The organism is Brevundimonas sp. SL130 (assembly GCF_026625805.1).
Classification (GTDB): domain Bacteria; phylum Pseudomonadota; class Alphaproteobacteria; order Caulobacterales; family Caulobacteraceae; genus Brevundimonas.
Genome location: NZ_CP113064.1, coordinates 3,476,577 through 3,501,928, shown reverse-complemented (window position 1 = coordinate 3,501,928; position 25,352 = coordinate 3,476,577). Strand labels below are relative to the sequence as shown.

16 protein-coding genes, 1 tRNA gene, 1 other RNA gene and 4 pseudogenes are annotated in these 25,352 nt (G+C 63.2%); 16 read left to right on the top strand and 6 right to left on the bottom strand.

Going from position 1 to position 25,352, the window contains the following annotated elements; all coding sequences use genetic code 11:
• The first annotated feature begins 91 nt into the window (after positions 1-91).
• From OU998_RS16970 to OU998_RS16955, 4 genes and pseudogenes are all read left to right on the top strand, one after another.
• The gene (locus OU998_RS16970) at positions 92-3,211 is read left to right on the top strand and encodes a rhamnan synthesis F family protein (protein WP_267514810.1); all 3,120 of its coding nucleotides are present in this window, start codon (positions 92-94) and stop codon (positions 3,209-3,211) included.
• 41 nt (positions 3,212-3,252) lie between these two features.
• Positions 3,253-3,515 (top strand): annotated as a pseudogene (locus OU998_RS16965) (integrase core domain-containing protein); the annotation flags it as partial.
• Between the two features lie 128 nt (positions 3,516-3,643).
• A pseudogene (locus OU998_RS16960) lies at positions 3,644-3,817 on the top strand (helix-turn-helix domain-containing protein); the annotation flags it as partial.
• A gap of 60 nt (positions 3,818-3,877) precedes the next feature.
• Positions 3,878-5,035 (top strand): annotated as a pseudogene (locus tag OU998_RS16955) (IS3 family transposase).
• A 210-nt stretch (positions 5,036-5,245) separates the two neighbouring features.
• Here the strand turns inward: OU998_RS16955 and OU998_RS16950 are convergent.
• A complete protein-coding gene (locus tag OU998_RS16950; RefSeq protein WP_267514809.1) occupies positions 5,246-7,015 on the bottom strand; it encodes a right-handed parallel beta-helix repeat-containing protein in 1,770 nt (589 codons plus the stop codon).
• Between the two features lie 414 nt (positions 7,016-7,429).
• Between OU998_RS16950 and OU998_RS16945 the strand changes: the two genes are divergently transcribed.
• From OU998_RS16945 to OU998_RS16900, 10 genes and pseudogenes are all read left to right on the top strand, one after another.
• On the top strand, positions 7,430-8,929 hold the full coding sequence (locus OU998_RS16945) for a phosphomannomutase/phosphoglucomutase (RefSeq protein WP_267516834.1): 1,500 nt from the start codon (positions 7,430-7,432) through the stop codon (positions 8,927-8,929).
• Between the two features lie 78 nt (positions 8,930-9,007).
• Positions 9,008-11,218: an AGE family epimerase/isomerase gene (locus OU998_RS16940; RefSeq protein ID WP_267514808.1), complete on the top strand. Its 2,211-nt coding sequence runs from the start codon at positions 9,008-9,010 to the stop codon at positions 11,216-11,218.
• A 73-nt stretch (positions 11,219-11,291) separates the two neighbouring features.
• Complete coding sequence (gene galE / locus OU998_RS16935) at positions 11,292-12,281, top strand: UDP-glucose 4-epimerase GalE (protein ID WP_267514807.1); 990 nt, start codon at positions 11,292-11,294, stop codon at positions 12,279-12,281.
• A 300-nt stretch (positions 12,282-12,581) separates the two neighbouring features.
• A tRNA-Arg gene (locus tag OU998_RS16930) sits at positions 12,582-12,656 on the top strand.
• Positions 12,657-13,348: 692 nt separating this feature from the next.
• Entirely contained in the window at positions 13,349-15,031 is a 1,683-nt protein-coding gene (locus OU998_RS16925) for a methyl-accepting chemotaxis protein (RefSeq protein ID WP_267514806.1), read from the top strand.
• Entirely contained in the window at positions 15,031-15,543 is a 513-nt protein-coding gene (locus OU998_RS16920; RefSeq protein ID WP_267514805.1) for a chemotaxis protein CheW, read from the top strand. Before OU998_RS16925 ends, OU998_RS16920 begins: the two co-directional genes overlap by 1 nt.
• A gap of 123 nt (positions 15,544-15,666) precedes the next feature.
• Positions 15,667-16,263, top strand: a complete 597-nt coding sequence (gene folE, locus OU998_RS16915; protein ID WP_267514804.1) for a GTP cyclohydrolase I FolE — start codon at positions 15,667-15,669, stop codon at positions 16,261-16,263.
• Between the two features lie 54 nt (positions 16,264-16,317).
• A complete protein-coding gene (locus OU998_RS16910; protein WP_267514803.1) occupies positions 16,318-17,475 on the top strand; it encodes an acyltransferase family protein in 1,158 nt (385 codons plus the stop codon).
• A pseudogene (locus OU998_RS17015) lies at positions 17,372-18,040 on the top strand (sugar transferase); the annotation flags it as partial. The gene OU998_RS16910 and the pseudogene OU998_RS17015, both read left to right, overlap by 104 nt.
• Positions 18,041-18,113: 73 nt before the next feature.
• Positions 18,114-18,326 (top strand): sugar transferase, encoded by a 213-nt coding sequence (locus OU998_RS16900; RefSeq protein WP_267514802.1) that lies wholly within the window; start codon positions 18,114-18,116, stop codon positions 18,324-18,326.
• Positions 18,327-18,376: 50 nt separating this feature from the next.
• Here OU998_RS16900 and OU998_RS16895 read toward each other — a convergent pair whose 3' ends face one another.
• The 3 genes from OU998_RS16895 to ffs all read right to left on the bottom strand — a co-directional run bounded on the left by OU998_RS16895 (position 18,377) and on the right by ffs (position 21,739).
• Positions 18,377-20,248, bottom strand: coding sequence for a DNA polymerase III subunit gamma/tau (locus OU998_RS16895; protein ID WP_267514801.1), 1,872 nt, complete (start codon positions 20,246-20,248; stop codon positions 18,377-18,379).
• Between the two features lie 124 nt (positions 20,249-20,372).
• Positions 20,373-21,311, bottom strand: coding sequence for an IS110 family transposase (locus tag OU998_RS16890; protein ID WP_267514029.1), 939 nt, complete (start codon positions 21,309-21,311; stop codon positions 20,373-20,375).
• 332 nt (positions 21,312-21,643) lie between these two features.
• Positions 21,644-21,739: signal recognition particle sRNA small type (gene ffs / locus OU998_RS16885), an RNA gene on the bottom strand.
• Positions 21,740-21,788: 49 nt separating this feature from the next.
• Here ffs and nudC point away from each other — a divergent pair.
• Complete coding sequence (gene nudC, locus OU998_RS16880) at positions 21,789-22,709, top strand: NAD(+) diphosphatase (RefSeq protein ID WP_267514800.1); 921 nt, start codon at positions 21,789-21,791, stop codon at positions 22,707-22,709.
• Positions 22,710-23,003: 294 nt separating this feature from the next.
• Here the strand turns inward: nudC and OU998_RS16875 are convergent, their stop codons facing one another.
• The gene (locus OU998_RS16875) at positions 23,004-23,726 is read right to left on the bottom strand and encodes a 3-deoxy-manno-octulosonate cytidylyltransferase (RefSeq protein ID WP_267514799.1); all 723 of its coding nucleotides are present in this window, start codon (positions 23,724-23,726) and stop codon (positions 23,004-23,006) included.
• Between the two features lie 150 nt (positions 23,727-23,876).
• Between OU998_RS16875 and OU998_RS16870 the strand changes: the two genes are divergently transcribed.
• A complete protein-coding gene (locus OU998_RS16870; RefSeq protein ID WP_267514798.1) occupies positions 23,877-24,593 on the top strand; it encodes a c-type cytochrome in 717 nt (238 codons plus the stop codon).
• Between the two features lie 126 nt (positions 24,594-24,719).
• Here OU998_RS16870 and OU998_RS16865 read toward each other — a convergent pair whose 3' ends face one another.
• Positions 24,720-25,334: a malonic semialdehyde reductase gene (locus OU998_RS16865; RefSeq protein ID WP_267514797.1), complete on the bottom strand. Its 615-nt coding sequence runs from the start codon at positions 25,332-25,334 to the stop codon at positions 24,720-24,722.
• Positions 25,335-25,352: the final 18 nt, after the last annotated feature.

Sequence of the window (25,352 nt, the reverse complement as noted above, 5' to 3'; positions counted from 1 at the left end):
CGTGATTTTGTGTTTCAATTTAATTCGCTGATTAATCCCAGAAAATAAATGTATTGCGAGATGCAGTACTAGAAATATCCGTTGAGATAAAATGCCGATTTTTCGTCACCCTAAACAAACACGCACGGCCAATCCGGACAAAAGTGAAACGCTCTTTGCTGATCGGTTGATCAAGAGTGGCCTGTTCGACCCGGTTTGGTATCTTTCGCGTTATAGAGACGTGGCGGAAGCCAAAATGGATGCTTTCGAGCATTTCACTAAGCATGGCCACAGTGAAGGTCGAGAGCCTAATGGATTGTTTGACTCAATCTGGTATCTCGAAAGAAATTCCGATGTTGCTGAATCTGGTATGTCGGCCCTGCAGCATTATTCAGCATATGGCGCTTACGAAGGGCGCCCCCCTCATCCACTTTTTGACCCCAAGTGGTATGAAGACACACAGAGACCGAACCTGCGTAGTCATGGCTTTACGCCGTTACAGCATTACCTAAATTATGGACGATATGAAGGCGCTCTTACACGTAGCATCGTCGATGAGCATTATTCGTCGAAGTCCTTGGGCCTGGTTGAGCCGGTGTTTCAAACCCCCCAGCTTCAGGGGCCGAGCATCGCAGTCGCGGTGCACATATACTATGGCGACCTGGCTGATGAAATTTGCTCATATCTGAAGAACATACCATATCGATTTACGGCTCTGTTTTCTGTTCCTGATGAAAGTGTCGCTGCACAGGTCCGGACCGCCGTGGAGCGGTACGATCTAGATTGCAGTGTAGAATTTCATATGGCTCAAAATAGAGGGAGGAATTTTGGCCCCTTCTTGGTTGCGTTCAGGGAGCGCATACTGAGCCATGACCTGTTTCTTCACATTCATGGTAAAAAGTCGCTTCGCACTGGGGATACGCAGTCGCTTTGGCGCAAGTCACTTTATGAAGGGTTACTTGGATCTAGCACCCTTGTTTCGGCTGTAATTGGAAAATTCGCGCAAGATCAGCAGATGGGGATGGTTTATCCTTCGACCCACCGTCAATTCGGTCCGTGGTTCCACAGCTGGTTGGGCTCAGGCCATAGAGGCGCAGAGCTCTTCAGAAGAATTGGAATTAAAAAATATAGATCGAAAGGAAGCATAGATCTTCCTGTTGGAGGCATGTTCTGGGCGAGAACATCAGCCCTTAGAAGCCTTTTAACTTACAATTGGAAGTACGAATATTTTGATGCCGAACCGTCTCATCACGACGGAACCCTTGCGCACGGGATAGAGCACGGTTTGTGCGATATAGTTCGTCACCACAGTTATGATTATATCGAGTACGACCATTATTACGGCGTGTACCGTAGAAATTGGAACGAAAAACTCCTATATAAATACAAGGAGTCTGGCGATTTCTCGAGATGGATGGTTGATTATCACGACACCATCTCGTTTGATTTCTACGACACCCTATTCTGCAGGGCGGCCGTTACGCCGGACGACGTTCATAACTATATCGGCTGGGCGCTTAAAGCGCGTAATCTCATCGATGATGAGGCCGATTTCTACCCATTGAGGAAGGAAGCTGAGGCGCACGCACGCTCCGTAGGTGCGCGCGGCGATGTGAACCTCGACGAAATTTACGCATCCTTCCCAGCGATAAGCACGTGGCCGGTGAAGGCGGTGAAGGCGGCCAAGGCGCTTGAGCTGGAGGTCGAGCGTAAATGCTTGAAGCCTCGTCAAGACATCACTGGCTTGCTCAAACAGGCGCGAGCCTCGGGCAAGAGAACGCTTATTGTGAGCGACTCATATATGCCGAAGTCATTCTTCGAGCGAGTGCTCGCGGATCATGACATGTTTGATCTTGTCGATGAGCTGATCATATCGTCAGATGTCGGTATGCGTAAGGATCGCGACGACGTGTGGGCGATGATTCATGAGTCAGAGTGTAACGACAGGAAGTTTGTTCACTTCGGCGATAATGAAGAATCCGACATTCATTTGCCTACCATCAGGGGCATCCCGAGCGTTCATGTTCTTAACACTACCATGCTCGCTGAAATCCGGGGCGTTCTAGAAAATGATTCTTGGCGTGTAGAGAGAACTAAATGGCGTGACGGAGTGGTGATTGGGCCTGTTATGGCGGAGTTGTGTTCCAACGCGTTTGTAGATGACCCGTCTTTCCGACCGGTGACAATTAATTCCGCTGATCGGATCGGGTATGCCGTGTTCGGCCCCATCTACTTCGGCTTTTTTACCTGGTTAATCAATCACCCGAGAATAAAAAGCGTGAACCGCATTGGTTTCCTTGCCAGGGAAGGTCTGTTTATTAAGGAAAACTATGATTATATAAGATCCTTGACTGTCGGTTCGAAAATCAGGCTTCCTGAATCCGGATATTTCCACATATCGCGTCGTCTTGCGATTGGGGCGGCGCAAGCCGAAGGGCTAGATCTCGACTTTGTCATGCGAGGTTCCGCGTTCCGGGGAACCTTTGCCGAATTCCTTATGGCCAGAGCTGGCTTCGAACTTGACTCTGGGTCAGGCCTCTCCGATGCGCCGGTCTCTACGGAAAGCGTTTCTCAGAAGGAGGTGCTGGCGAAGATGCTCCGCACGGTCGAAGAAGACATTGTGTCCGCGGGAGCGAAAAAGAAAGCACTTCTCCTGGATTATGCCGCCCAGAACGGCTTCCTCGAGCCAGGATTGAGCGTGGTCGACCTCGGTTATAGCGGTACGATTCAGAAGGCGCTTCAGACCATTCTCCCGAACCCGTTGACTGGCTATTACATGGTCACCACGCCGGAGATCGTCGATGTATTTGATGCGGGCAGCTCGGCTCACGCCTTCTATTCGGAAGTGGGCAGTCGTCCGGAAAGCGCCGTCAAAAACCTGTCTATGATCCTTGAGGCCCTGCTTACAGCCGATCATGGATCTGTGATAGACTACGTCCGGGAAGGTAAGAAAATTGCCCCAGTCTTTAAAGACGGCGGGGTTTCTCAGCAAGAATTCGACTATCTTCGGTGTCTGAATGGTGGCGCTAAACGTTACATCAAAGATGTAATCACGACGTATGGCCCTGAAGTCGTCCAAACTGTGTACGACCCGGCAACCTGTGAAGCGATGCTGAGGGCGCTGGCAGAAGGTCGTATAGTTCCTCCGACCGAGTTCTGGGAAAAACTGCACGTGGAAGATGACTTCTGTGGGAACGGCGAGATCTCGGTTTCTAGGATTTACGGTCTGTAGGCGTTGATATAGGGGGCGCTGGTGATCTGCCTCCAGGGAAACTGGGCCTGTGGGCCTACGCCCACGGCGTCACCCTGGACTTCCCCCGCCCCGGCAAGCCAACGGACAACGCCTTCATCAAAGCCTTCAACGGACACTTCCAAGCCGACCGCCTGAACATCCACGGGTTCCTGACGCCAGCAGTTGCGGTTGAAAAGTTGGCGCCCTGGCGCAGCGACTACAACGAGATCCGGCCCACCGGGCGATCTGTGATAATCCGCCGATCACGTTGACGAATCCAGGTGGCGCAACCATCCCGTCACCCGAGCTTGGGCTGGAAAAGTCCAGCTCCGGATCCTCTAGAGCATTTGGCGGCCTGATTGAATCGTTTGGGATTCCCAAGGGGTCCGGGTTCTGATTCAACCTTCGTGCTGGATGCGGAGGCCGGCATGAATGAGCAAGGCGCTATCGGTAGATTTGCGTGATCGTGTGATCGCGGCGATTGAGGGCGGGATGTCGTGCCGTCAGGCGGCGGCCCGGTTTGGGGTGAGCGCGGCCAGCGCGATCCGCTGGCGCTCGCGGGTCCGCAGACAGGGCGACGACCGGCCGGGGCCTCTGGGCGGTGACGTGACCCCCTGAAACTCCTCCAGGAATAGCTAGAGTCCGCCCCTCGAGAGGACGGACAGAATGAAGAGATCACGGTTCACGGAAGAACAGATCATCGGGATCCTGCGCGAGCAGGAGGCCGGTGTTCCGGTGGCGGATCTGTGCAGGAAGCACGGGCTGAGCTCGCCGACCTTCTACAAGTGGAAAGCCAAGTATGGCGGCATGGACGTGTCGGAGGCCCGGCGTCTGAAGGCGCTGGAAGAGGAGAACGCCAAGCTGAAGCGTATGCTGGCGGACTCGATGCTGGACAACGTCGCGCTGAAGGATCTGCTGGGAAAAAGTGGTGACGCCCGCTGCGCATCGAGAGGCGGCGGCGCACCTGCAGTCGGCCTACGAGATGAGCGAGCGGCGGGCCTGCCGGGTGCTGGGCGTGGATCGGACGAGCGTGCGCTACCAGGCGACACGCCCGGACGACGACGGCGTCCTGCGCGATCGGCTGAAGGCTCTGGCTCAGGAGCGTCGGCGGTTCGGTTATCGTCGCCTGCACGTCCTGCTTCGGCGCGAGGGGCATGCGGTCAACAAGAAGCGGGTCCAGCGGATCTATCGCGAGGAGAAGCTGACGGTGCGCCGGCGCGGCGGGCGCAAACGCGCCATGGGCGCCCGGCGTCCACTGGAGATTCCCCTGGTCGCCAACCAGCGCTGGTCGCTGGACTTCGTCTCCGATCAGATGACCGATGGGCGGCGCTTCCGCATCCTGACGGTGATCGACAACTGCACCCGCGAATGCCTCGGGCTCGTCGCCGACACCTCGCTGTCAGGGCGACGGGTGGCGCGCGAGTTGGACGCCATCATCCTGCGGCGGGGACGCCCGGACACGATCACCAGCGAACCGAAGGTCGGCGCAGCCACAACGGCACGGAATATACGTCCAACGCCATTCTGGCCTGGGCGGACGAGGCCGGCGTCGGCTGGCATTACATCGCGCCAGGCAAGCCTCAGCAGAACGGCTTCAACGAGAGCTTCAACGGCCGCCTGCGTGACGAACTGCTGAACGAAACGCTGTTCCGATCACTATCGCACGCCCGTTCGGTGCTCGAAACTTGGCGGCGCGACTACAACGAAACCCGGCCGCACTCGAAGCTGGGATGGCTGACGCCGCAGGCTTACGCCGCAGGCTTACGCAGATGCGCTCAACGGACAGATCGGCCGGTCCGCTGCGCGGGTTGGAGGCTGCGCTGACCGGCCTCTTGCCAACACCACAAACCCCAGTTCAGATCACCAAAGGACTCTCGTTATCGCTGGATGAGAAACGGGGGTCACGTCACGCTCTATACGACAAGACCGCCAACAGCTCCCTCGCATTCGTCCGCGTCGCATCAATACGGCGGTGGATCGGGCGCTTTGTCCACACGGCATAAGACGGTCATTGCAGTCGAATAATCGGCATAGTTACTGCCAAAGATAATAGTCGGACACGTAGTAGGAGCCCGTGCTGTTGGGGTCGATACGCAGTTGCGCGAGTACATAACCCGCTCCTTGTGGAACGGCCGCCACGGCACGTTGTGACGTCCAACCTCTTTCTGTGACGTTCCACTCGCGCGAGAACCGGCTGCCGAAGTTCGAGAAGCCGGGCGGCAGGGCCGATCCTCCAACGAAGACGTCCGCGCCGACCTTAAGGCCCTCGGCAGTGAAGAACTGCAGGCGATGCGCCAGATTGACGATGGTCCCAACCACCTTGTCATAATGGGAGATGAACATCCATTCGCCGCCCGAGACCGGCATTCTGTGGAACCCCAATACTGCGCCGGCTTCGGGAGAAGGAGCCGTCATGCGAACCGCGTATCTGCGATTCTCGCGTACGCTGTCGCGGGTCAGCATGGTTCGGGAAGGGGGGGAGCTGTCGGGACAAAGGTCGAGGCTGCCGGCGGCGCCTTGGATCGAGAACTCCGGATCGGCGAAGCGCCCCAGGTGCCGGCTGAGCAGGTTGGCCCAGTTGTCCCCGTTGCAGCCTTTGGTCCGGCCGAAGACGCTGGACCTTGCTCCTGTGTACAAGGTGCGTGCGCCCCAGGGGCCAGTCATGTCGACGGTCGCGTTACAGACAATAGTCGAGATGCCGTCCAGGCTGAAAACATCCCGGTCGGCCCAACCCAGGGCGTAGATGTTGGAAGTTTCGTCGACAACCAATTTGGTGACGCCAGAGGTCTTGATCATGTCCGCCTTGGTCGTGGCGTCATTCGTTTCAAGATAGCAGGCGGTCATCTTGGTGTTGGTGTCGATGAGGACGGCGTGCCGTGCATTGTAGTCCAGCGAGCAGTTGTCCAGAACGAGAAGTTGGAGCTTGATCGCTTCGATACCCGTGCCCGACGCGTTGCCGATGTAGCAGCGCCGGAAGGTTATGTTTTCGCCGGAGTTGACACTGCCAGTATTATCCAGACGTATGTTGATGTGGTTTCCCTTGAAGACGCAGTCGTCAGCTCCTGTCAGGAAGAAGTTGCGCATCGGCGTCACCGCGCCGCCGAATCCGATACGAAAATTGCCGATTGAGAAGTTCTTCGGCCGCACGAAATAGGGGCGTGTGGTTGCGGTGTTGTCGAAGCTGAAGCCTATGCCCGTCGATGTTCCTGGGCCTATGATTCCTATCCCTTCGATGGGAGAGAGGCCCGCTAGGGTCATGTCGCGAACATTTTGGCCGCCGTTATCGACGCCAAAATCCTGGCCGTTGGCGTAGGACCAGACGAAGGCGCGTTGAAATTCCGTCAGGGCGCCGGTGCATTTCCAGACCACTCCCTTGCCTCGATAAAAGCGGTCGCTGAAATCTGCGGGGGGCGGATAGGATGAAAAGACGTATTCGCCGGGGGAGAAGTTGACGGTTGTTCGTTTGGGAAGGCGGCTGAACTTGGAACCGCAATCAGATCCATCGGGGCGGATGCCCACCCAGGCGGCGTTGAAATTCTCACCGTCCCACTGTCGCGTCCAGCCCGCGCCGTCTGAGCCTATGACGTACAATCCTGGTCTTTCTGCTTCGGTCGCCTTTTCGTGCTTCATGTAAAAGAGGCCGCCTCCACCGTCTCCGTCCCGTTCGAACCCCCGAACGAGGGCATAGGGGATATGCCTGCCGAGCGCGCGGAGAGCCTCGATATTGGGAACTGAGCTCTCTGCCGTGAGACCGCCGACTGCGGCCACGTCTTCGGCGGACAAGACACGAAAGCGGTTCGTCATCTACTCCCTCACAATCAATAGGCGGCCCGTGACGGGGCTGACGAGGAATAATCCTCGCTGCTTTTCGGTGACGCCGCAAAAGCCTGCGGGCGCCGCAGTGAAATCGGTCTTGCTGGGGAGGCGGGGGTTGGGGGGCGACGTTGTGGATATAGCTACAGGCGTCATGGTCAGGCTGACCAGAAGGTCTCTGCGGTTCATAGTCGCCGATTCTCCAATGTATGGTCGTCTTTTGGGCCCGCGGCAGTTTGGCCGGCTAGTCCAGCGGCTCGTCTATGGCCTTTAGACAATGAGTCGTGGCTTCCCAGCTTATAATCTTGCCGCCACAATTTATTGCGTTGCAACATATGAATGTCGGTGCGACTGATTGGTTCAACGGCCCTACCGGATGCAGAGATGAAACGTTTCGGGAAGAATATGCTCAAACCCCGTCAGGACCTGAAGCCGAACACGGCGGCCTATGAGACGCAGGCCCTGGTCAAGCCGACGGGGTTCCGAGAATACGACGCCCGCTGGATCCTGGAGAAGGAGATCAATCTTCTCGGCATTCAGGCCCTGGGTCTGGGCCTGGCCACCTATGTCCACGAGATCGGCGTCGCGCCGAAGATCGTCACCGGCCATGATTTCCGCAGCTACAGCCTCAGCGTCAAACAGGCCCTGATCCTGGGTCTGCTGGAAGGCGGGATGGAGGTGCTGGACGTGGGTCTGGCCCTGTCGCCCATGGCCTATTTCGGCCAGTTCGAGCTGGACGCCCCCTGCGTCGCCATGGTCACCGCCAGCCATAACGAGAACGGCTGGACCGGCGTGAAGATGGGGGCAAACAAGCCCCTGACCTTCGGCCCCGAGGAGATGGGCCGGCTGAAGCAGATCGTGCTGAACGGCGAGGGCTTGGCCCGGCCGGGCGGAAAACTGGTCCGGGTCGAGGACTTCCGCGAGACCTATGTCGCCGACGTCGCCTCCAAGGTGCAGATCAAGCGCCCGCTAAAGGTGGTCTGCGCCTGCGGCAACGGCACGGCCGGCGCCTTCGCCCCCGACGCCCTGCGCCGGATGGGGGTCGAGGTGATCGAAATGGACACCGACCTCGACTATAACTTCCCCAAATACAATCCGAACCCGGAAGACCACGCCATGCTGGTGCAGATGGCTCAGCGTGTTCGCGAGACCGGCGCCGACCTGGCCCTGGGCTTCGACGGCGACGGCGACCGCTGCGGCGTGGTGGACGACACGGGCGCGGAAATTTTCGCCGACAAGATCGGCCTGATGCTGGCCCGCGACCTGTCCAAGGTCTATCCGGACAGCACCTTCGTGGTCGATGTGAAATCGACCGGCCTCTACAAGACCGACGAGATCCTCAAGGCCAATGGCGCCGAGGTGGTCTACTGGAAGACCGGCCATTCCTACATCAAGCGCAAGACTGCCGAACTGGGCGCCCTGGCCGGGTTCGAGAAGTCGGGCCATTTCTTCATGGCCGGCGACCTGGGTCATGGGTACGACGACGGCCTGGTCGCCGCCGGGGCGGTCCTGGCCATGCTGGACCGCAATCCCGGCAAAAAGCTCAGCGAACTGAAGGCCGCCCTGCCGGACGCCTGGACCAGCCTGACCATGTCGCCCCATTGCGACGATGAGCTGAAGTACGAAGTGCTGGAGCGGATCGTGAAGGAATACTCCGACCTGGCCGAGGCCGGCGGCGAGATCCTGGGCCGAAAAATCCTCGAGGCCATCACTGTCAACGGGGTGCGGGTGCACCTGGAAGACGGCTCCTGGGTCCTGGTCCGCGCCTCGTCGAACAAGCCCGAACTGGTGGTGGTGGTCGAGAGCATGCGCTCCGAGGACGACATGCGCGACCTGTTCCGCAAGGAGATCAAGCCGCGCCTGGCCGCCTATCCCGAGATCGGCGCCTTCAACCAGGAAATTTGATGCCGGCGACCGACGTCCCGTCATCTTGGCGTGGTTGAGTGAAGACGGCTTGCGCCTGCGGAATGCCTTGGGGGAACGATGAATCTCTATCCGGTGATTATGTGCGGCGGCGCCGGCACCCGGCTTTGGCCAGCATCGCGGCCGTCGCGGCCCAAGCAGTTTATTCCGCTGTCGGGCAACCGATCGCTGTTTCAGGAAACAGTGCTGCGGGTGGCGCCCCTGGCGGACACGGGCGGACGCCTGATCGTCGTCGGGGGCGTGGCGCACCGTGAGGCCATTCTGGCGCAGCTGGCCGAATTGGGCGTGACCGCCCAAATTTTGCTTGAGCCGGAAGCGCGGGATTCTGCTGCGGCCATGGCCGTCGCTGCGGCCTGGACCGTACGGCGTGATCCGAACGGCGTGAATATCTTCGTCGCCTCGGATCACCACATCCCGGATTATCAAGCCTTCCGCACGGCCGCGGAACGGGCCGCCGAGGCGGCACAGGCGGGATTGATCGTGACGCTGGGCGTCACGCCGACCGAGCCGTCCTCGGCCTACGGCTATATCGCGGCTGAGGGTGAAGGCCTGTCCGCTGTAAAGGCCTTCGTCGAAAAGCCGGATCGGGACACCGCCGAGCGCTACATTGCTGATGGCTATCTGTGGAACAGCGGCAATTTCATCGTTTCGGCCGCCACCCTGCTGGGGGAACTGCAGTCCGCAGCTCCTGCGGTGGAGGCCGCCGCACGCGAGGCCCTGCCGGACGAAGGCGATGGCGACCTGGCGGTGCTGGGTGCGGCGTTCCGGAGCGCGCCTAAGATCTCGATCGACTACGCCGTCATGGAGAAGACCAAACGAGCCTCGGTCCTGGCCGTGGATTTCGAATGGTCCGATCTCGGCGCGTGGGACGCCGTAGCCGCGACGGGGGAGGGCGACCTCGGCAGTTTTGTCTTTGAGGACGCAGAAGGCTGTATGGCGCGGGCGCCGGAAGGCATGGTGGTCGCGGCCATCGGGGTGCGCAACCTGGCCATCATCGCCGAACGCGACGCCGTGCTGGTCTGCGACCTGAGCCGTAGCCAGGACGTGAAGAAGGTGGTGGAGCGGCTCAAGCTGTCGTCGCCGCAGCACCTCGACTTCGCGCGACTGGCGCCGGAATCCTTGCTGGACGGCGGGGCCCGGTTCACCCGCTGGCTGAACATGCGCGCCTTGCCGATCTGGAGCGCGCTGGGCCAATCGGCGGATGGCGCCTTTGCGGAACTGCTCGGCCTCGACGGGCGGCAGGTCGAAAGCCAACGGCGCGCCCGTGTTCAGGCGCGACAGGTTCAGGTGTTTGCCGACGCCGGACGGATGGGCTGGCATGGGCCTTGGCGTGAGGTCGTGCAAAGCGGTCTGGCGCGAATCGAAGCGGCCTATCTCCGACCCGACGGACTGATGCGGACCGTTCTGGCCGCCGACGGATCGCCGCTCGACGAGACGCCCATGCTGTATGATCAGGCGTTCCATCTCTTCGCGCTCGCTTCGGCCGTGCAGGCGGGGATGGAAGGGGAGCATGAGGGGAGGGCCAAGGCGGTACGAGACCGTCTTCTCGCTGACGCGCCGCCGACGGGCGGGCTGATCGAGAACGGTGCCTATCCGTTCCAGTCCAACTGCCACATGCATCTGCTTGAAGCCGCCTTGGCTTGGGAGATTGTCAGTAAAGATGCGGGCTGGAGCGCGCTCAGCGACAGGATCGTAACCTTGGCTCGTCAGCACTTTATCGACGCCGAGGGCGGCTTCCTACGCGAATTCTTCGCCGAAGACTGGTCGCCGGCGGCGGGCGATGACGGCCGGCTGGTCGAGCCTGGCCATCAGTTCGAATGGGCCTGGCTACTGGCTCGCTACGGCCGCGCGCGTGGCGATGCGTCCGCCATCGACGCGGCGCGCAAACTCTACGCCTTCGGACTGCGTGGCGTCGGCCCGCGTCGTCAGGTCGCCGTCGACGCTATGGACCAGGACGGCGCCGTCCTCAGCCGCCGCGCCCGCCTGTGGCCGCAGACGGAGTGGCTAAAGGCTTCGCTGATCCTCGCGGAACTTTCCGATGACGGCGACCGGACGGGATTGCTCGAACAGGCCGCTATGGCGCAACGGGCCTTGTGGCGTTATCTGACCGACGACGGTCTGTGGCGAGACAAGCTGCTGGAGAACGGCCAGTTCATCGACGAGCCCGCGCCCGCCAGCTCCTTCTACCACATCATGGCGGCCTGGACGCAGTTGCAGGCGACTTCTGAAAGGCTTGGTTTTGAACGCCAGCCGGCGCTGAGGTTCAGGTAGTTTAGACGGCGCTCATCGCAGGCGGGTGCCGATGAGCAGTAAGTGCCTGTGAACTCGACATGTGGGGGATACGATGAACGACACGGTTCTGGTCGCCGGCGGGGCGGGCTACGTCGGCTCGCATGTCTGTCTGGCCCTGTCGCAGGCAGGGTTCCGGCCGGTTGTCTATGACAATTTGTCGAACGGCCACGCCGCCTTCGTCCAGTGGGGCGAGCTGGAGACCGGCGACATCCGCGACAGCGCCCGCCTGGACGAAGTGATCGCCAAGCATAAGCCCGTGGCCGTCCTGCATTTCGCCGCCTTGATCGAGGTCGGGGAATCGGTCAAGGAGCCTGGCCGCTTCTATGAGAACAATGTCGCCGGGGCGATCACCCTGATCGAGGCGGCGCGGCGCGGCGGGATCGAGGTCATGGTCTTTTCCTCGACCTGCGCCACCTATGGCGACCCGGTGCGGCTGCCGATGGACGAGACCCATCCCCAGGCACCGCTGAACCCCTATGGCCGGACCAAGCTGATGGTCGAACAGGCCCTGGCCGACTATTCTACCTACGCCGGCTTCCGCTCGGTCTGCCTGCGCTATTTCAACGCCGCGGGGGCCGACGAAGAGGGCCGGATCGGCGAGCGCCACCACCCGGAAACCCACGCCATCCCCCTGGCGCTGCAGACAGCCCTGGGCCAGCGTCAGGGCTTTAAGCTGTTCGGCGACGACTACGACACTCGCGACGGCACGGCGGTGCGCGACTACATCCACGTCATGGACCTGGCCGACGCCCATGTGCGGGCGCTTAAGTACCTTTTGGACGGCGGCGAAACGACGGTCTTCAACCTGGGCACCGGTACGGGCACGACGGTCAAGGAACTGATCGACACCATCCGCCGCACCACGAACCAGCCCTTCCCGGTCGAGACCACGCCGCGCCGTCCCGGCGACGCCCCCTGCCTGGTGGCGAACAACAGCCGGGCGCGCGAGGTGCTCGGCTGGGCCCCGACCCGGACCCTGGACGACATTGTCCGCACCGCCTGGCGTTGGCATGCGGCCGAACGGGATCGGCTGCCGGGCTAGTCGTACGGGCGCCTCGCGCCTCCATGGAGGGCAACCTTGATAGATGGCCCCGAACGGCAGACGAAAACGCGGAGTATGGCGGCTGGGACTGACGTAGTTGCGTGGCCCGCCCCCTGCGAGTCGCCGTCGCGAGGCTGCCGTGCTCTGAAGCTGTCAGCCGCTGCGTTCGTCCGTCCCTCGCATCGCCGATCTCCACCAGGAGGGGCGGCTAACAAGGCCAAAGAGGCATCTCGGCGATCTGTAACTTTGCTGATCTGCAGAGGCGGCATGCTGCACGCTGTTACAGGCGATCCTTCGTAAGTAGTTGAATTGTCGCGCCTAATCGCCAGGCTGCGAATCTGGGGGGCGGGCGTTCGAATCGCTCCGGGTGCGCCATCTTTTCAAACACTTGCTGTCATTGCTTCGCTTAGCGTGGGGCCCAGGGACCCGCGTGGGACCCAAGACGCAGAAAACCCAATCTATCTAAGCAATCACCGAGGCGCATTGCCGGTCGGGCCGGTCGGGCTGGATGTCCCGTGTCGCGCACTTCTCGATGAGTGTGTCGCAGCGGATGTCGGCGCTTCATGAAGCTGACGAAGGATGCTGGGCGCTAAGCCAGGCGGGGCGAGCGGTTCATGGGTAAAGAAGAGCCCGAAACGTGAAATCGCCTGCTGAGGCGTGGCCATTGCGCCCGAGATGTCCTTGAGGCGCGCCGCCAAGCTTGGTGAGAACACCGCCTCCGTTCAGTCCGTAGTTGCGACCTAGGGTTGGGTTTTTGTTGTGGGGCGATTTGGCCCTAATTTCCGGTAACCTTACTAGAATTTGAGGGCTTTTTTCTAGGTACACTTCCGTATCTTTTGCTTGATGTCGGCTTAACCGTCTTTCGTAATGATGCGTTTTAGTTGTGGTGCGATCCGTCCTGTAAATGGGGGGTTACGATTGTAGGAACGGCCAAAGAAAAGGCGCACGGCCGCTGCCGTCGCCAAGCCGCGTCTCGACCGTGATCTGCACATTATTCATCTGCGTCCGGACGTCCGCGTCGGTCGCTCTCGTCGTTCGTCATTGAGCGTTTGCTCGGGGAGATAGCCATGCGTTTCACCATCAAGGCCAAGCTGATCATGACCTTCGGGCTGTTGATCGTGGCGATCAGCGTGCTCGTCGGCGTATCCCTAACCCACTTGTCGTCTTTGAATGCGGGGATCCATCATGTGCTGGCCGGCCCGGCCGCTCAGTTGAGCCGCACCCAGAGTATAGAGACCGAGTTCAGCGGCTATGTGCGACGCCAACGCGGCATGCTGTTGAGCGAGGATCCGAACGTCGTGCGAGAAATGTCGAGCGAAAACAATCAGGCGCGCGCCAATCTGGATCAACTGCTGGCCCAGGGTCAGGCGGCCACGTCTGAACAGGCCGGGGCCGAATGGGTCGCCCTGGCGCAGGCGTGGGCCGTCTACAAGCCGATCGGCGAGGAAATCGACCGGCGCGCCGTTGCGGGCGACAAGGCCGGCGCCACAGGTCTGATGATGAACGAGGCGCGCGCCAGCCTCGGAGCGATCGAGGAAGCGGCGGAGCGCATCGTCAAAACCGACAAGGCGCTGATGGGTGAGGCGGACGAGGAGGCGACGGCGGTCTTCGAGGAGGCCCGCAATAGCCTGATCATCGCCGCCGTCATCGCCTTGCTGGGTGCGATCGCCGGCTGTGTCGGGATTATTTTAGTGGTCAGCAAGGGCCTGGCCCGCGCCTGCGAAGCGGTTCGCCTCGTCGCCGAGGGCGATCTGACCAAGAACGTCGCCGTGACCAGTCGAGACGAGATCGGCGACATGCTGACCGACCTGAACCGGATGATAGAACGCCTGCGCGGGGTCATCGGCGACGCCCTGTCGGCGGCCGACAATGTCTCGGCGGGCAGCCAGGAACTGTCGTCTTCCTCGGAACAGATGAGCCAGGGCGCGACCGAACAGGCCGCCGCCGCCGAACAGGCTTCGGCCTCGATGGAAGAAATGGCCGCCAATATCAAACAGAACGCCGACAACGCCGCCCAGACCGAGAAGATCTCGCGCCAGTCGTCCAAGGACGCAGAAACCAGCGGCGAGGCGGTTCACCGTGCGGTGGACGCCATGCGCACCATCGTGGCCAAGATCGGCATCGTGCAGGAGATCGCCCGCCAGACCGATCTTCTGGCCCTGAACGCTGCGGTCGAGGCCGCCCGCGCCGGGGAGCACGGCAAGGGCTTCGCCGTCGTCGCCTCGGAAGTGCGCAAACTGGCCGAACGCAGCCAGACGGCCGCCGCCGAAATCGGCGCCGTGTCGGGCGACACCGTCAAGGCGGCCCAGGACGCCGGCGAGATGCTGCAACGCCTGGTGCCGGACATCCGCAAGACCGCCGAACTGGTGTCCGAGATCAGCGCCGCCTGCCGCGAACAGGACGTCGGCGCCGCCCAGATCAATGACGCCATCCAGCAACTGGACAAGGTGATCCAACAGAACGCCGGGGCGGCCGAGGAAATGTCGGCCACCTCCGAGGAACTGGCGGCTCAGGCCGAGGAGCTGCAGACCTCGATCGCCTTCTTCCGCACGGATGCGGCTGGAACGCCCGCGCGCGACCCGGTGCGGGCGCGCGCCCGTCCTGCGACTTTCAAGGCTGCGCGTCCGGCGTCGCCCGCGATTGCGAGGCCGCACGTTCATGCCCAGCAGGCGCGGGCTCAGGGCTTTGCTCTGGACATGACCACCGGCGGCGCGGACGCCGAGGACATGGACTTCCGGGAGAGCGCCTGATGTCCGGCGCGGCCGAGGGGCAAGGCGCGGCCGAGGGCCAGTATGTCGCGTTCGGCCTGGGTGACGAGGTCTTCGCCGCCCCGGTCGGCCTGGTGCGGGAAATCCTGACCTATCAGGCCCCCTCCCGCATCCCCAACGGTCCGGACTATCTGCTGGGCCTGACGGACGTGCGGGGTCGGGGGGTGCCGACGGCGGATCTGCGGATCCGCCTGGGCATGGCGCCGGTCGAGCCGACGCTGAACACCCGTATCCTGGTGCTGGACCTCCCGCTGGAGGATCGGGTGCTGAGCCTGGGTCTGGTCGCCGACCGGGTGTTCGAGGTCACGGCCTTCACCGCCGACCAGATCGAGTCCTCGCCCGACATCGGCGTCAAATGGCGCTCGGACTATATCTCGGGCGTCGTCCGCCGCGACGAGGGATTCGTCGTCCTGATCGATCTGGTGCGGCTGTTGTCGACAACCCAGATCGCCGCTCTGGATTCAGTCTCGTGTGATGAACCGTGCGCGGCCTGAACGGACGGCCATGATCCCAGAGCGAAGCGCGATTTGCGGACCCGCGTCTAAATCGGTCGCTGCGACGTAAATGACGGGCGGAAGGCTTTCCCTTCTCCGCCTCGCATCGCTATTAGGCCCGCAATGACCGACGCTTTCCCTACCGCTCCCGCCGCCCGACTGACCCAGGCCGACGCCGAGGCCGCCGTTCGCACCCTGATCGAATGGGCGGGTGACAATCCTGATCGCGAGGGATTGCTGGAGACGCCGGCGCGGGTGGCGCGCAGCTATCGCGAACTGTTTTCTGGCTATGAAACCGATCCCCTGTCCTATCTGGAAAAGACGTTTGAGGAGACGGGCGGCTACGACCAGTTGGTGGTGCTGAAGGATATCCGTTTCGTCAGCTTCTGCGAACATCACATGTTGCCGGTCGTGGGGCGGGCGCACGTGGCCTATCTGCCGACAGACCGGGTCGTCGGCATATCCAAGCTGGCGCGGGTCGTGCGCGGCTTCGCCCGTCGCCTGCAGATCCAGGAGAAGATGACGGCTGAGATCGCCGAGGCCATCCAGACCGTGCTGAAGCCTCAGGGCGTGGGCGTGGTGATCGAGGCCGAGCACAGCTGCATGACCCTGCGCGGGGTCAACGCCCCGGGCGCCAGCCTGACGACCAGCCACCTGATTGGCGTGGTTCGCGACGATCCGCGAACGCGTGAGGAGTTCATGCGCCTGGTGCGCGGCTAAAGGCCTGTCTGGGGGCCCGTCTCTTGCGAGGTCGGGGTCTTAGGAGACTTTTTCGTGCCCTGGACCCTGATTTCGACCCGAAACGAGACAACACCCATCGCCCGGGGCGGATGGTTGGACGCGCTGCGTTTCATCGTGGCCTTCATGATCATCCTGCACCACTATCAGGCCGCCGGCCCGGTCCCGCTGGCGCAGGCGTTGCACCCGGTGTTTGAACGGGGCGGCTTCCTGCTGACCAACTTCTTCCTGATCGATTCCGGCTATGTGTTGATGCGGGTCTATGGCGCGGCGGTCGGGCAGGGGCGGATGTCGCCGGGCGACTTCTTCCTGAAGCGGTTCCTGCGCGTCGTTCCGGCCCATCTGATCCTGGGGCTGACGCTGGTCGTTCTGGTGGTGCTGGGGACCGCGCTGGGCGCCGCGCCGCGTAATCCGGAGTGGTTCCGCTGGGATCAGTTGCCGGCTCAACTGCTTCTGCTTCAGGCCTATGGGGTTCACGGCGGTCTGGGTTGGAATGCGCCGACCTGGTCGATCTCGGCCTTGATCGGTTGCTACCTCTGCTTCCCCTGGATCCTGCGCGGCCTGACGCGGCTGGGTGCCTGGGGCGCCCTGGCCCTGGGCGTGGGCGCCTATCTGGCCGCCAACCAGCTGTGCTGGAGCCTGTTGGGCTATCCCGTCTATCAGATGCCTATGGGCTATGGTTTCATTCGCGCCCTGCCGTTGTTCTTCCTGGGCATGAGCCTGGCCTGGTTCGCCCAGAAGGTCTGGATCGCGCCTCGCTTCGCCGGCTGGGCCGGCGTCGCCGCCTTCTGTGGCCTGGCGATCGCCCAGGCCTTTGACAAGAACGCTCTGATTTCTCTGGCGATGATCTCGATCATCATTCTGGCCGCCGGCGCCGTGCCGGTGCGCCGCCCGTTGAAACTGGTCGAGACGTCGGCGATGGTGTCCTTTTCCATGTTCATTTCGAACGAGGTGGTGCGCATCGCCTGGTTCGGCCTGGTCAATGTCGCCGTCGCGCGCTTCACCCTGTCGGAGCCGGTTCAATGGGCCCTGTGGGGCGGCGGCGTGCTGGCGGCGGTGGGGTTCGCCTTCGCCTTCCATTTCTTGATCGATGATCGGATTCAGTCGCGGATTCGCGACGGGCTCAAGGCGCGGGGGGCAAGACGCGGTCGGGCGCGTCCCGAAGCCGGAGCCGTGGCCTCGCTCGAGGGTTGATCCGCAAACCAACTTCCAGGCTATCTTCGCACGTTGCCTGCGGGTAACAGAATGGTGTCTTGGGGCGGTGTCACGGCATTTTATCTTGCAATGCAACATTACTCACCGCTTAACTGTCCCTACGGAAGTTTGCGTGGCTAAGGAGGAGGCCGAGATGTTCGACAGCTTGTCCAATCCGTCGCTGACTGCGACCTCGACCCTTTCCGCGCCGTCCCAGCCTCACAAAAAAGTGTGGGCGCCGGCTTTCCGGCGTGGTCCCGGTTCGGCTGCCTGCAAGCGGGCCATGGATGTGATCCTGGCCGGCGCGGCGGTATTGGTTCTGCTGCCGGCCCTGCTGATGATCGCCCTGGCCGTGGTGGTCGAAAGCCGCGGACCGGTTCTGTTCCGTCAGCGCCGCACGGGTCGCGACGGCAAGATCTTCACCATCCTCAAGTTCCGCAGCATGACGGTGACCGAGGACGGGGACAAGATCGCCCACGCCTCCAAGAACGACAAGCGGGTCACCCGCGTCGGCGCCTTCATCCGCGCCACCAGCCTGGACGAACTGCCGCAACTGCTGAACGTCGTCATGGGCGACATGTCCCTGGTCGGGCCGCGTCCGCACGCCCTGGCGCACGACAATCACTCATGGCGCCCTGTTGCCCCGCTACACGGATCGGTTCGCCGTGCGTCCCGGCCTGACAGGCCTGGCCCAGATCCTGGGTCTGCGCGGCGAGATCCATCAGCTCAGCTGCATGGCCCGCCGGGTCGAGGCGGATGTGGAATACGCCGCCGGCTGGACCTTCCGCGACGACCTGCTGATCATCTGGCGCACGGTTCCGATGATCCTGAAGCGCGTCAACGCCTACTGACGCCGAAACGGGCGGATCGAAGCCGCCCGCATTTCCGAACAACCAATCCCTCAGTCCTCGTCGTCGTCCTCGGACGGCTCCGGGATTTCCGGCGTGACCACAGTGGGGGCGATGGTCTTGATCTCGCCCAGCTTGGCGCCGGGGAAGGCCAGAAGCACCGCCTTGATGAAGGGGTCGGCCTCGACTTTCTCGCGCTCGGCGGCGCGCTCCTTCTTCTGGCGCTCGATCAGGGTCTCGCCGCCGCCCTGGCCGTTGGCGGCGATTAGCCAGGTGCGGCCGGTCCATTCCCGCAGTCGGCCGGCCAGGCGCCGGGCCAGTTCGACCGGCGCGCCCTCGACGCTTTCATAGACGATGGCGCCGGGCTTGAACGAGACGGGTTTGACGAACCGTTCGACGTCCATCTGCAGCCCGACTTCGCGTTTCTCGCCGATCAGGGCGACCACCTGTTCGAAGCTCTGCGGATCGGGCAGGGCGGGGGCCATGACGGGACGGGCGGCCAGTTGGGCCGAGGTTCCGCCGCCGGAGCCGCCGCCGCCGCCGCCGCCGCCGCCGCCGCGCGGGGCCGAACCGCCGCCGAAGGGTTCGCCCGACTGTAGCCGTTTCAACGCCTCTTCCGGGCCCGGAAGGTCGGCGGCGTAGGCCAGGCGGACAATGGCCATTTCCACGGCGTCGGCGGGATTGGGCGCGCGTCTCACCTCGTCCAGCGCCTTCAGCAGCATCTGCCAGGTCCGCGACAGGGTGGCGGCCGGAATGGCGGCGCCCAGGGCGGCCAGTTTCTGCGCCTGGTCATTGGGCAGGCGGGTCGCGTTCGGGCCCAGCATCTTGGCGACCGAGGCGGCGTGGCAGTGTTCCAGCAGGTCGTTGGTCACCTGCACCGGATCGGCGCCGAAGCCGTACAGGGTGCGGAAATTCTCCAGCGCCTCAGGCGTGCGGCCGGCCATGACGCTCTCGAACAGGGCGATGGTCTGGCTGCGGTCGGCTAGGCCCAGCATGTCGCGCACGGTCTCGGTCTTGACCATCTGACCGCGCTCGGCCTGGACCAGGGCCTGATCCAGCAGGGACAGGCCGTCGCGGACCGAGCCTTCGGCGGCGCGCGAGATCAGGGCCAGGGCGTCCTGTTCGATCTTCATCCCCTCGCGCTCGGCGATCCGGCCTAGGTGATCGACCAGGATCTCGGGCTCGACCCGGCGCAGGTCGAACCTCTGGCAGCGGCTCAGGATCGTCACCGGCACCTTGCGGATCTCGGTGGTGGCGAAGATGAATTTGGCGTGGGGCGGCGGCTCTTCCAGCGTCTTCAGCAGGGCGTTGAACGCCTGCGTCGACAGCATGTGGACCTCGTCCAGCACATAGACCTTGTAGCGGGCCTCGACCGGCGCATACCGGACGCTTTCCAGGATGTCGCGGATGTCGTTGACGCCGGTGTGGGACGCCGCGTCCATCTCCATCACGTCCATATGCTGGCCGGCCATGATGGCGGCGTCGTGCCGGCCGTGGGCGGTCAGGGTCAGGGACGGCCGGTCGATGGTCTCCGTCTCGTTGTTCAGGGCGCGAGCCAGCAGGCGGGCGGTGGTCGTCTTGCCGACCCCGCGAACCCCGGTCAGCATGAAGGCGTGGGCGATCCGGCCGGTCGAGAAGGCGTTGGTCAGTGTGCGGACCATCGCCTCTTGGCCGATTAGATCCTCGAAGGTGCGCGGCCGGTATTTGCGCGCCAGCACCTGATAGGCGGACCCGTCATCGACATGGGCTTCGACTTCGGATGGGGCGGATTTGGCGACCGGAGGGGCCGCGATGGGCGCTGGCGCGGCGGCGGGCTCAGGCGCAGCGGCCGGCGCGCCGAACATATCGTCGGTGTTCTCGTCGCGCTCGACGACGTCGTCCTCTTCCCAGGGCGGGCCGTCGAGATTCGTGTCGCTGTCCGTCATGGCGACAGTCTTACAGTGGGTGAGCGGCTGGAAGAAGGGATTCTAGATCTGTCTCCTCCCTGTCGCGTAGCGACGGGGAGGTGGCGCGGCGCGTCTTCGCGCCGTGACGGAGCAACTGTGTTTGTCAGTGGGTTGCGATTCTCCATTCGGAACGGTCGCGGACGACGGCGTTGAGCAGGGTCATCAGCTTGTTGATCAGGGCGACGAGGATGACCTTTCCGGGTTTTCCCTTTGCGGCGAGGCGCTGTTTCATAGCGGCCAGGACAGGGTTGTGGCGGGCCCCGATCAGTGCGGCCATATAGGCGACGTTGCGGACCACGGCGCGTCCGCCTCGGATCATGCTTCGGCCCTTCAAGGATCCGCTCTGGCGGTCATAGGGGGCGACGCCGACGAGGGCGGCGATCTGCTTGTGGCTCAGCCGACCAAGTTCGGGCAGGTGGGCCATCAGGGTCCAGCTCAACACCGGGCCGACGCCGGGGACCGAGCGCATCAACCTGTCGCGCTCGGCCAGGTCGGGATCGGCGGCGACGGTGGCGGCCAGACGCTTCTCCAGCAGCACGACGTCGGCCTTCATCCGGTTCAGGCGGCGGGCGGCCATGCGACGCAGCATCGGGTCGCGCACCTGTTCGGCTTGATTGCGGACCCGAACCTGTTCCTCGCACAGGGCGCGGCGGGCATCGACCAACTCAGCCAGAGCCTGGGCGCGGGCGTTGGGCTCCACCGTCCGTCCCGGCAGGGTCTGGACGAAGCGGGCGATCAGCTGGGCGTCGATCAGATCGGTCTTGGCCTTCAGGCCCAGAACACCCGCGAAGGCGCGGACCCGACCGGCCTCCACCCGCCGCACCGCAAGGCCGGCCTGCGTCAAGGCCTCGACCAGGCCCCGTTCGTAGCCGCCCGAAGGCTCTAGCCCGACGGCTTCAGGCCGGATCGTCTGGAGCTGGTCGACCAAGGCGCGCCAGCCCGCCCGATCATTGCTCACCGACCAGGCCTCGCCCGTCGTCAAGGCGACATCCAGCCTCGCCTTGCTCACATCAATGCCGACAAACACTCTATCCTGTGTCATCTTGCGACCCTTCCTTGCCAGTGCGGGATCCTCGTCCCGTGCAACTGTTCGGGTTTGGAAGATCACAGCCTGACCCAGGCTCCGTCACGGCATCAAAGCCAGGGGGCATGCGGGTTCAAGGCCGCGGCGGGCGGTTGCGCTAACAACCGCCCGCATTCGCAAACTAACCGAAAATCGACACACAAGGGGTTCTTCACCGCATCACGAAAGTCAGTGGGGCGTCGAGAGCCCCTCCACCGCTTCGCGGTCCCCCTCCTCACTGCGTGGGGAGGAGACAGTGCGCGCTCAAGCCGCGAGCGACCGCGTCGCGAGCGTAGCGCACCAAAAAAGAGTGAGTAGAGACCGCGCGACCCGAAGGGGAATTCGTTGTGGCTGCTGCCTTCCGGCCCTGACCAGATTGGCGAAACCTTCGCCCGCGCGATCTCCGAGACGGGATATGACGGGTGCGGCGGATGGAATCAAGGGTTACAAGGCCGGATGGCTCATCAGAACATCTTCGCCGGCAATCCGCTCGACCGCGCCGGCGACCTGCGCAACGATTCGGAATGGCTGGCCGCGCAGGAGGCCAACCCCGAAGCCCAGGCCCTGATCCTGTGGGAGGGACGGCCCCTGGTCGAGGAGACGGCTGACGGGCCGCGCCTGGCCTGGCTGTCGCTGAAACACGCCCGCGACATCGTGCCGGACCGCGATGCCTTTCTGGGTTTGTGGAAGGACGCCCCGGTCTTCGCCATCGAGTTCGAGGGCTCCATCGACCCGACCGAGGGGCCGCTAAAGGGGTTGGGCGTCTTTCACGAAATGCGCAGCGCCGCGGCCGTTCTGCCTGCCCAGGACGCGGCCATGGCGGGCGGGGCCAAGAGCCTGTTCGACTGGCGGCGCAAACACGGTTTCTGCGCCAACTGCGGGACGCTGAGCGAGACGACCTCGGGCGGGTGGAAGCGGCGCTGCCCGGCCTGCGGGACCGAACATTTCCCGCGCGTGGACCCGGTCACCATCATGCTGCCGGTCTACAAGGGCGGGGCCGAGCCGATCTGCCTGCTGGGGCGTCAGGCGTCGTGGCCGGAGGGGCGGATGTCGGCCCTGGCCGGCTTCCTGGAGCCCGGCGAGTCGATCGAGGAGGCCTGCGCCCGCGAGGTCAAGGAAGAGGCGGGGCTGACGGTGGTCGAGGCCGTCTATCACTCCAGTCAGCCCTGGCCCTTCCCGTCGCAACTGATGATCGGCCTGATCGCCGAGGTGTCGGATGATCAGGCCCGGCCTGATCAGACCGAGCTGGAATCGGTGGCCTGGCTGACGCGGGCCGAGGCGCGCGCGGTTCTTGCCGGCGACCACCCGACCCTCCAGGCCCCGCCGTCCTTCGCCATCGCCCACAGCCTGATCAAGGCCTGGGCGGAGGAGCGCTAGACAGATGCCTTTCCCTTCCTGCTCCGGGGAGGGAAAGGTCGTCTTCCATCCTATTTTTGAAAACGAACCCGCGTGTGTTCAAAGGCTTGCGTTTCCGCATCGCCCCTTTGCTATGCACCGGTCTGATCGGGCTTATGATCACCGCCGGGTCTTTGACATCGTTGCGCAAAAGAAGCCGCTAAGGGAAATTGCACCAGTGCAATTCTGACGAAGTTATTTCGTCAACGAAAACAACGAAATGCGTCCAAATTGCACTCTATTGCACTGTTTTTCCATGTGCAATTTCGTCGCCGTTCAAGCCAAGGCCCGCGCCGCCTCCAGGTCCGCCGGATTGTCGACCGACAGGGGGGCTTCGTCGATGACGGCGGCCCAGATCTGCATCCCCATTTCCAGGGCGCGCAACTGTTCCAGCTTCTCGCGCTTTTCCAGCGGCGACTGGGGCGCGGCGCAGAAGCGGTTCAGGGCCGCGCGGCGATAGCCGTAGACGCCGATGTGACGCCAGACGGGGGCGTCGCCGTACAGGGTGGAGCGGGTGAAATAGAGGGCGCGGGCCTGACGCTCGTTCTCGGCCAGGGCGAGGACGGCCTTGACCACGTCGGGGTTGGTCCGATCAGAGACGTCGGCCTCGGCGGCGACCAGGGTGGCGATGTCGCAACTCGGTTCACCGTGCAGGATGGCGGCGCAGGCCGTGGCCAGGCCGGGATCGGCGAAGGGCATGTCGCCCTGGACATTGATCACGGCGTCGAAATCGCCTTGCGGGTCGATGGCGTCCACGGCGGCGCGGATCCGGTCCGAGCCTGAGGGCAGGTCGGGGTCCGTCAGAATCGCCCGGCCGCCGATGGCCTCGATCGCGGCGACGATTTCGGGGTCCCCTGCGGCCACGGCGACCGGCAGGCCCGAGGCTTCCGCCTGCTGATAAGCCCGCACAATCATGGGCTTGCCTCCGATATCGGCCAGCGGCTTGTTCGGCAAACGGGTCGCCGCCATGCGAGCGGGTATCAATATCAATGGATTCATGGCTCTGTCTCGATCTGCTCGCCGGCGCTTGAGGCTTCGCGCCGGTTGCGAACCCCGCGCTACCGTGTAAGACCTGATCAGGCAAGGAAGGCTTCGCTGCGTTAAGATGGCGAAGGTGGGAAACCTTAGGGACGGGATGAGACGACGCGCATGAGCGGCGATCTGAAATGGAACAAGATTTTTGGTGCGGCCCTGGGGACGGCGTTCGTCGTCCTGGTCGTGCAGCAGGCATCGAGCCTGATCTATCATTCCGAGCCGCCGGAAAAGATGGGCTATTTCGTCGATGCGCCGGACGAGGCCGCCGGGGCTGAGCAGGCCGAGCTGCCGCCGGACTGGGGTACGCTCCTGCCGGCCGCAGACCTGGCCGCCGGCGAGGCCGCCTTCGCGCGCTGCCAGGCCTGCCATAACGCGGCGCAGGGCGGAGCCAACGGCATTGGTCCGAATCTGTATGGCGTGGTCGGCGGACCGGTCTTGCACAGCGCCGGCTTCGCCTATTCGGACGCCATGACCAAGCACAAGGCCGAGGCGCCGGCCTGGGGCTATGACGAACTGAATAGCTTCATCACCGCCCCGGCTCGTTATGTACCGGGCACCAAGATGTCCTTCGCCGGTATTCGCGACACCCAGACACGGATCAATCTGATCGCCTGGCTGAGAAGCCAGGGCTCGAGCGGCCTCGCCATCCCGGCGCCCGATCCCGCGCGTCAGCCCGGGGCTGTGGCTCCGGTCGAGGGGGCGGCTCCGGTCGAGGGCGCGCCTGCGACCGAGGCGACCGGCGAAACTCCGGCGGTCGGTGCTGCGCCGACGACCCAGGCGACCCCGGCGGCTCCGCCCGCTGCGACCAGCGCGGCGCCGGCGAACAGCTGACCTCACTCCCCTTGTCGTCATCCTCGGGCTTGTCCCTCGGATGACGAACTTGAGGTGAGGGAATTCGCGAAATCAAAAAGGGGGCGGCCTGCGAGCCGGCCCCTTTTCCTTGGTCCGGTCACGACCTCAGAGAATGGTCGCGGCCTCGTCGAACGACAGGCGCGGCGAGCGTGGGAACAGGTTGTCTTCCGTGCCGTAGCCCAGGTTGAGGATGTAGTTCGGCTCGACCTTGCTGTCGGGGAAGAACTCGGCCTTTACGGCGGCGGCGTCGAAGCCGGACATGGGGCCGACGTCCAGCCCAAGGGCGCGGGCGGCGATGGTCAGATAGCCGCCTTGCAGCGAGGCGTTGCGGAAGGCGCTTTCACGACGGCTGGTCTCGTCGGCGAACCAGGCCTTGGCCCCCGGCGCATGCGGGAACAGGGTGTCCAACTGCTCGTGGAAGTCGATGTCCTGGCCGATGATCAGGTTCACCGGCGCCTGCTGCGTCTTGGCGCGATTGCCCTCGCTCATCAGCGGGATAAGGCGCGCCTTGGCCGCGGGCGAGGTGATGAAGACAAAGCGGGCGGGGCTGGCGTTGACGGCCGTCGGGCCGAACTTGGTCAGGTCATACAGTTTGTGCAGCAGCTCCGGCGCGACCGAGCGGTCGCTCCAGGCGTTGCGGGTGCGCGCCTCGGTGAAGAGTTGCGACAGGGCGGCGTCCGACAGCGGGGCGTCGCGTTGGGTGACGGCATCATAGGCCATGGGAAGGCGTCCTGATTA

Bases quoted from the DNA above. Each gene is read 5' to 3' on its own strand.
- folE (WP_267514804.1), top strand. From the start codon at position 15,667: ATGACCGACGCTTTCCCTACCGCTCCCGCCGCCCGACTGACCCAGGCC.
- nudC (WP_267514800.1), top strand. From the start codon at position 21,789: ATGGCTCATCAGAACATCTTCGCCGGCAATCCGCTCGACCGCGCCGGC.
- OU998_RS16895 (WP_267514801.1), bottom strand. From the start codon at position 20,248: ATGACGGACAGCGACACGAATCTCGACGGCCCGCCCTGGGAAGAGGAC.
- OU998_RS16970 (WP_267514810.1), top strand. From the start codon at position 92: ATGCCGATTTTTCGTCACCCTAAACAAACACGCACGGCCAATCCGGAC.
- OU998_RS16945 (WP_267516834.1), top strand. From the start codon at position 7,430: ATGCTCAAACCCCGTCAGGACCTGAAGCCGAACACGGCGGCCTATGAG.
- OU998_RS16950 (WP_267514809.1), bottom strand. From the start codon at position 7,015: ATGACGAACCGCTTTCGTGTCTTGTCCGCCGAAGACGTGGCCGCAGTC.
- OU998_RS16875 (WP_267514799.1), bottom strand. From the start codon at position 23,726: ATGAATCCATTGATATTGATACCCGCTCGCATGGCGGCGACCCGTTTG.
- galE (WP_267514807.1), top strand. From the start codon at position 11,292: ATGAACGACACGGTTCTGGTCGCCGGCGGGGCGGGCTACGTCGGCTCG.
- OU998_RS16940 (WP_267514808.1), top strand. From the start codon at position 9,008: ATGAATCTCTATCCGGTGATTATGTGCGGCGGCGCCGGCACCCGGCTT.
- OU998_RS16870 (WP_267514798.1), top strand. From the start codon at position 23,877: ATGAGCGGCGATCTGAAATGGAACAAGATTTTTGGTGCGGCCCTGGGG.
- OU998_RS16925 (WP_267514806.1), top strand. From the start codon at position 13,349: ATGCGTTTCACCATCAAGGCCAAGCTGATCATGACCTTCGGGCTGTTG.
- OU998_RS16865 (WP_267514797.1), bottom strand. From the start codon at position 25,334: ATGGCCTATGATGCCGTCACCCAACGCGACGCCCCGCTGTCGGACGCC.
- OU998_RS16920 (WP_267514805.1), top strand. From the start codon at position 15,031: ATGTCCGGCGCGGCCGAGGGGCAAGGCGCGGCCGAGGGCCAGTATGTC.
- OU998_RS16890 (WP_267514029.1), bottom strand. From the start codon at position 21,311: ATGACACAGGATAGAGTGTTTGTCGGCATTGATGTGAGCAAGGCGAGG.